Here is a 4,277-nt window from a genome sequence, read left to right as displayed (position 1 = left end):
ACAGTTGCGAAAGTAAATGCTTCTTGATTTACTGTGTCAAATCATCATAGAGGTGTGTAAACATGTGAAAGAAGAAGATGAACATCCTAAAGAATGGTTCAGGTAAACATGAATTTCTGGTCCATCATGATTGTCAGATTGTTTTGCTCTGATTGGAACTTATGGTAAAAGATTGCAGATTAGCGACCAGTGAAGAGAAATGAAAGGTCACTGTTCTACAGTGTAGTTGAAAATCTTTCTAGTAAGAAGAAACTCAGGTTGTTTTTCTAAGGTAATATCTTAATATTTAGAATGACATTTTTATGGTGATGTTGCGAGACTGTAGCTTCAGCTTTCCTAAAGGATTGTATGTCTTTTTCCCTATATAATATGAGAATGATTGCCTGTGGTGTGATAGAAGTGGAACTACACAACCAAAATGCTGTGAATGCTTATATTTTGTTTAAAAGGAGCGGTTATAATGGCTGTAGCCACAGTACTCTTTTTTTTTTCCCACAGTCATAAAATATAATGGATGAATTCTGACTCCTTTGAGCTCTTTCATGTTTCAATGATGCTCTGGTACAATCTGATAGCCTTTGGGTTGCACCAATTAAGCTGATGCCGTGGAAAGCCTATTCGAACTCTTTCCTGTTGTGACCTACTCTTGAATCTCGTCATTATTACTTGCTTGCTTGTTGCCTTTGTTGGTGTTGATGATTAGGATATGTTGGTTCAGGTATAAATCAATTACCGGTTCGATCGCACGTGCACTCTCTCTTGAACCAGACATCTCGAACCAAAGCGTTCAGGGGAAGTTGAATGATTAATGGGCAAGGCGATGATGTGATCTTCGGATTCAGCCGAAGACATAACCCTTAGCTCCAGTTGAAGATATGGCCCTCGGTCCCGGCGAAAGACATGATCTTCGGTCCCGGCCGAAGACATAGCCTTCGGCCTCAGTGACGGGTACCAATCCGAAGGCGTCTCAAGACGAAGACACCTCTCCGATCCAGCAACGGCCATTCTTGAAGAAGAGGTCCAGAGACAGATCTTCGACCAACTGCAAACTCATGAACATGGGGGGGCAACGGTTACAATCGGCTGCCTAACTATCATCTCCAAAGTACAACTGTGTCGAAGTGGCTACGTGGCCACTAACTCCAACGTGACGTCTACGCTCTGGCCTAGACGTTCAATAACCATCCATGGTTACGGTCAAAAGAAAATCAATTAGCCTCCATCGTAATCGTAGAAAAGAGGACGAAGCCGCAGGCCGGACCAGTCGATATAAATACTGGTAAGAGGGGATACTCGAGATAGGCACAATGAAATCCTGAAAAAACAAGTTTCTTTCCTCGCCATTTCTCTCAGAATCTTTTTCATTCATTCTTGAAACCCGTCTACAACTTGGCGTCGAATATCCATGTGGGGCTTGTAATCCAGGCCAGGTCTATTTTGCAGGTGAACCAAGGGGAGCGAACCTATGATTCGGTAGCTCCGTTCGGTCGGAAAGGGGATTCTATGCTAACAGATGGGCACGCCAGGAAGGGGGGAAAGTACGAGAGCATATTAAGCATCTATCGTTAGCTTCCTTCCTTAGAAAAGGGGAAGTGTAAGGAGTTTCCAATGACGAAAGGAAAAACTTTGGGCAAATTGTTTGGTGAAAAAGGAGGCAATAATTGAGTTTGGGTCGTTTTGAGAAATAGCACATTTTTTAAATTTGTTGGTAGATTGGAAAAATATTGAGATAAAAATCTAAGGATTGTAAGGCAGGCAAATTTAATAAATAAGGAAGCGTTTCCCAAATTGATACCAACCTTTTTCAAAGCACTAATATAAGTTGGTTCTTGGATACCTTGATTTAGTTAAAATATTTTCTAAAAATTAATTTTTTGGGGAGAATTGTCATAAATAATTTTTTTCATCTTCAAATACTATTACCCTATCAAAAGGAATCATCTAAAATATCTTCTAAATAATGTTCAAATAACTAAAATAGTCAGATAGTATTTGAGATGAATAGTTTTTATTAAAGCAGTCATTTTGGCTCTTGAAACAGGATCAAGATTGATAGAGATTCATCAAATAACAAAATAGAAGGATTATAAATTAAAACTCCTGCCATCGATGCTAATTGCTTGTGACCTTCAGAAAGTTCTTGTGGTTGCAATCTAAAAAAGGATTGCAATCCTAAATCTTATTGCCCCCATATTTACTTTTTGACTCATATTTCACTTTGAGGCAAACCATCATTTTCCAAGGCAAAAGCTATATCTTCTGCTACTGTTAAACCTACAAATTGATTATCTGTATCTTGTATAATGGTACCTACATCCAAAGATATTAGATCAAAGATATTGGTTTGTGTCAAGACTTCATCCTTACTGTCATAGTACCTGTAATTTTTCCTTGATAACTATAGAATCAAACCATTAATACATTTCAAAAAAGTAGATCAAATTTTCTACCATTTACCACAATCAAACTTTTGTCCTTCATAAATAGTTAAAATTTAATTTGATTTAGAGTTGGCGTTTGTTGGCTATAATATTGAAAACTAAAATCTTTTAAAAATGATTAATGGTTTTGGCATAAAGTTCCTCTTTGAAGTTATAAAATAAAAAAATTGATTAAGGATGTTTAAAAAATATTTAAGAATTATTAATTTTAATTAAAGTAGTTTGTTTAGTGTAATGACAAGAATACATAGACATTAATTTAATTCCTACTACACTATAAGCTAAAATATTAGAAATTACTATCAAAAAACTTTGTAAATAAATCTAGTTTAAGTGGTTGTCCGTAAATCAATAAATCACTTTGAGGAGCAAAAAAACCCCAAATTATAAAATTACAAGCGACCTGATAAAGCCAAAAGTAAACATTTTTTTTCTTGGTAAACACTTGATATTTAAGATCAATTATTTTATGCGGCAATCCGTAAATAAATCCAATAAGAGCAGAGCATAAAACCCAATTCCAAAATATTTCCAAACAAAATAAAATCCTTTTAATGGTGTGTCCTATAAGTCCCATACATAAAACCAACCGCAGGACCAAAAGCAACAGCAATGAAAGCTAAGAAAGCGATCAAAGTTTCATCATTTACATTAAATCCCACAGGAATGAGGCAAAACAACTTAAAACAAAAATATATCACTTGTACTCAGTCCTATAGTAACAGTTTTTTTAATAGAATTATCTTTTGACATTGGTTAGTTCCTTTAATAAATGGTTTGGGTTTGGAAAATATTAGTGGGTTGGGGTTTTGCTTGTAATGTTTTTTTAATTTCAAAGCTTAAATTATTCATTTATAATTTTTATTTAAATTTTTTATTTTTTTGTTGGGATTTAGCGGATTAGAATTGTTTTTACTTTCTAACAATTTTGATATTGCTTACAATAACTTTCATATTTCTTTTTTCAATTTCAATTTTGGCACTTGCGGCTTTTTTGCAAGAAAGATGGATTATTTAAAATGGTTTCACTTCTTTTAATTTCTTTAAGAAGGATATTTTTGTTGTAAAAATTAGTTTTCCTTTCAAATTTGGTTTCATTAAGTTCGTTTAGGGTTTTGAGGTCAATATAAAGACTTAGAATTTTTTCCAATTAACCAAATAGTTTTTTTTTTTGAATTAGTAACTTTGTTAGTAATTTTAATTTGTAAAGTTTTGAAAAATTTTTCTAAAGCTTGTTGCAAATTTAATGGAAATCTTGGAGGATAGTTGAAAATTGAGATGCAACTTCTAATTCTAAATTTAATTTACAATTGATATTGGATTCTTGTCTTAAATGACGTGTTTTAATAATTAAGTTTTTAAGATTTTCAAAACTTGTACAACAGTCAAAATTTTTAGTTTATATGATGTAAACATATTTTTGCAACTTCATATCCTTTTGATCCTTGGTAACTGATTCTCTATGAAAATTTTGACAATGAAACGGAATACGGAGCCAAACCACTTTGCAAAAACTTCTTATTGTAATTTAGATGTCTTAGCTGATTTTGAAAATCTTAAAAACTTAATTATTAAAACACGTCATTTAAGACAATAATCCAATATCAATTGTAAATTAAATTTAGAATTAGAAGTTGTATCCTCAATTTTCAACTATCCTCCAAGATTTCGTAAATTTGCAACAAGCTTTTTAGAAAATTTTTCAAAACTTTACAAATTAAAATTACTAACAAAAGTTACCAATTCAAAAACCATTTTGTTAATTGAAAAAATTTAAGTCTTTATATTGACCTCAAACTTAAACGAACTTAATAGCAATACGCAACTGAACGCTAC

The 4,277-nt window shown here is 32.9% G+C and carries 2 protein-coding genes; both read right to left on the bottom strand.

What is annotated here, in order from left to right; translation table 11 throughout:
- Positions 1 to 2,206: 2,206 nt before the first annotated feature.
- Complete coding sequence (locus tag ACEW7V_RS00180; protein WP_374695491.1) at positions 2,207 to 2,353, bottom strand: hypothetical protein; 147 nt, start codon at positions 2,351 to 2,353, stop codon at positions 2,207 to 2,209.
- 377 nt (positions 2,354 to 2,730) lie between these two features.
- Positions 2,731 to 3,018 carry an ECF transporter S component gene (locus tag ACEW7V_RS00175; RefSeq protein ID WP_374695490.1) on the bottom strand — a complete coding sequence of 96 codons (288 nt, stop codon included), beginning with the start codon at positions 3,016 to 3,018 and terminating at the stop codon, positions 2,731 to 2,733.
- Positions 3,019 to 4,277: the final 1,259 nt, after the last annotated feature.

It is taken from the genome of Areca yellow leaf disease phytoplasma (genome assembly GCF_041920595.1).
Note: the sequence above shows the minus strand (reverse complement) of the source record. Positions and strands in the feature narration are given on the sequence as shown.

Bases quoted from the DNA above. Each gene is read 5' to 3' on its own strand.
- ACEW7V_RS00175 (WP_374695490.1), bottom strand. From the start codon at position 3,018: ATGGGACTTATAGGACACACCATTAAAAGGATTTTATTTTGTTTGGAA.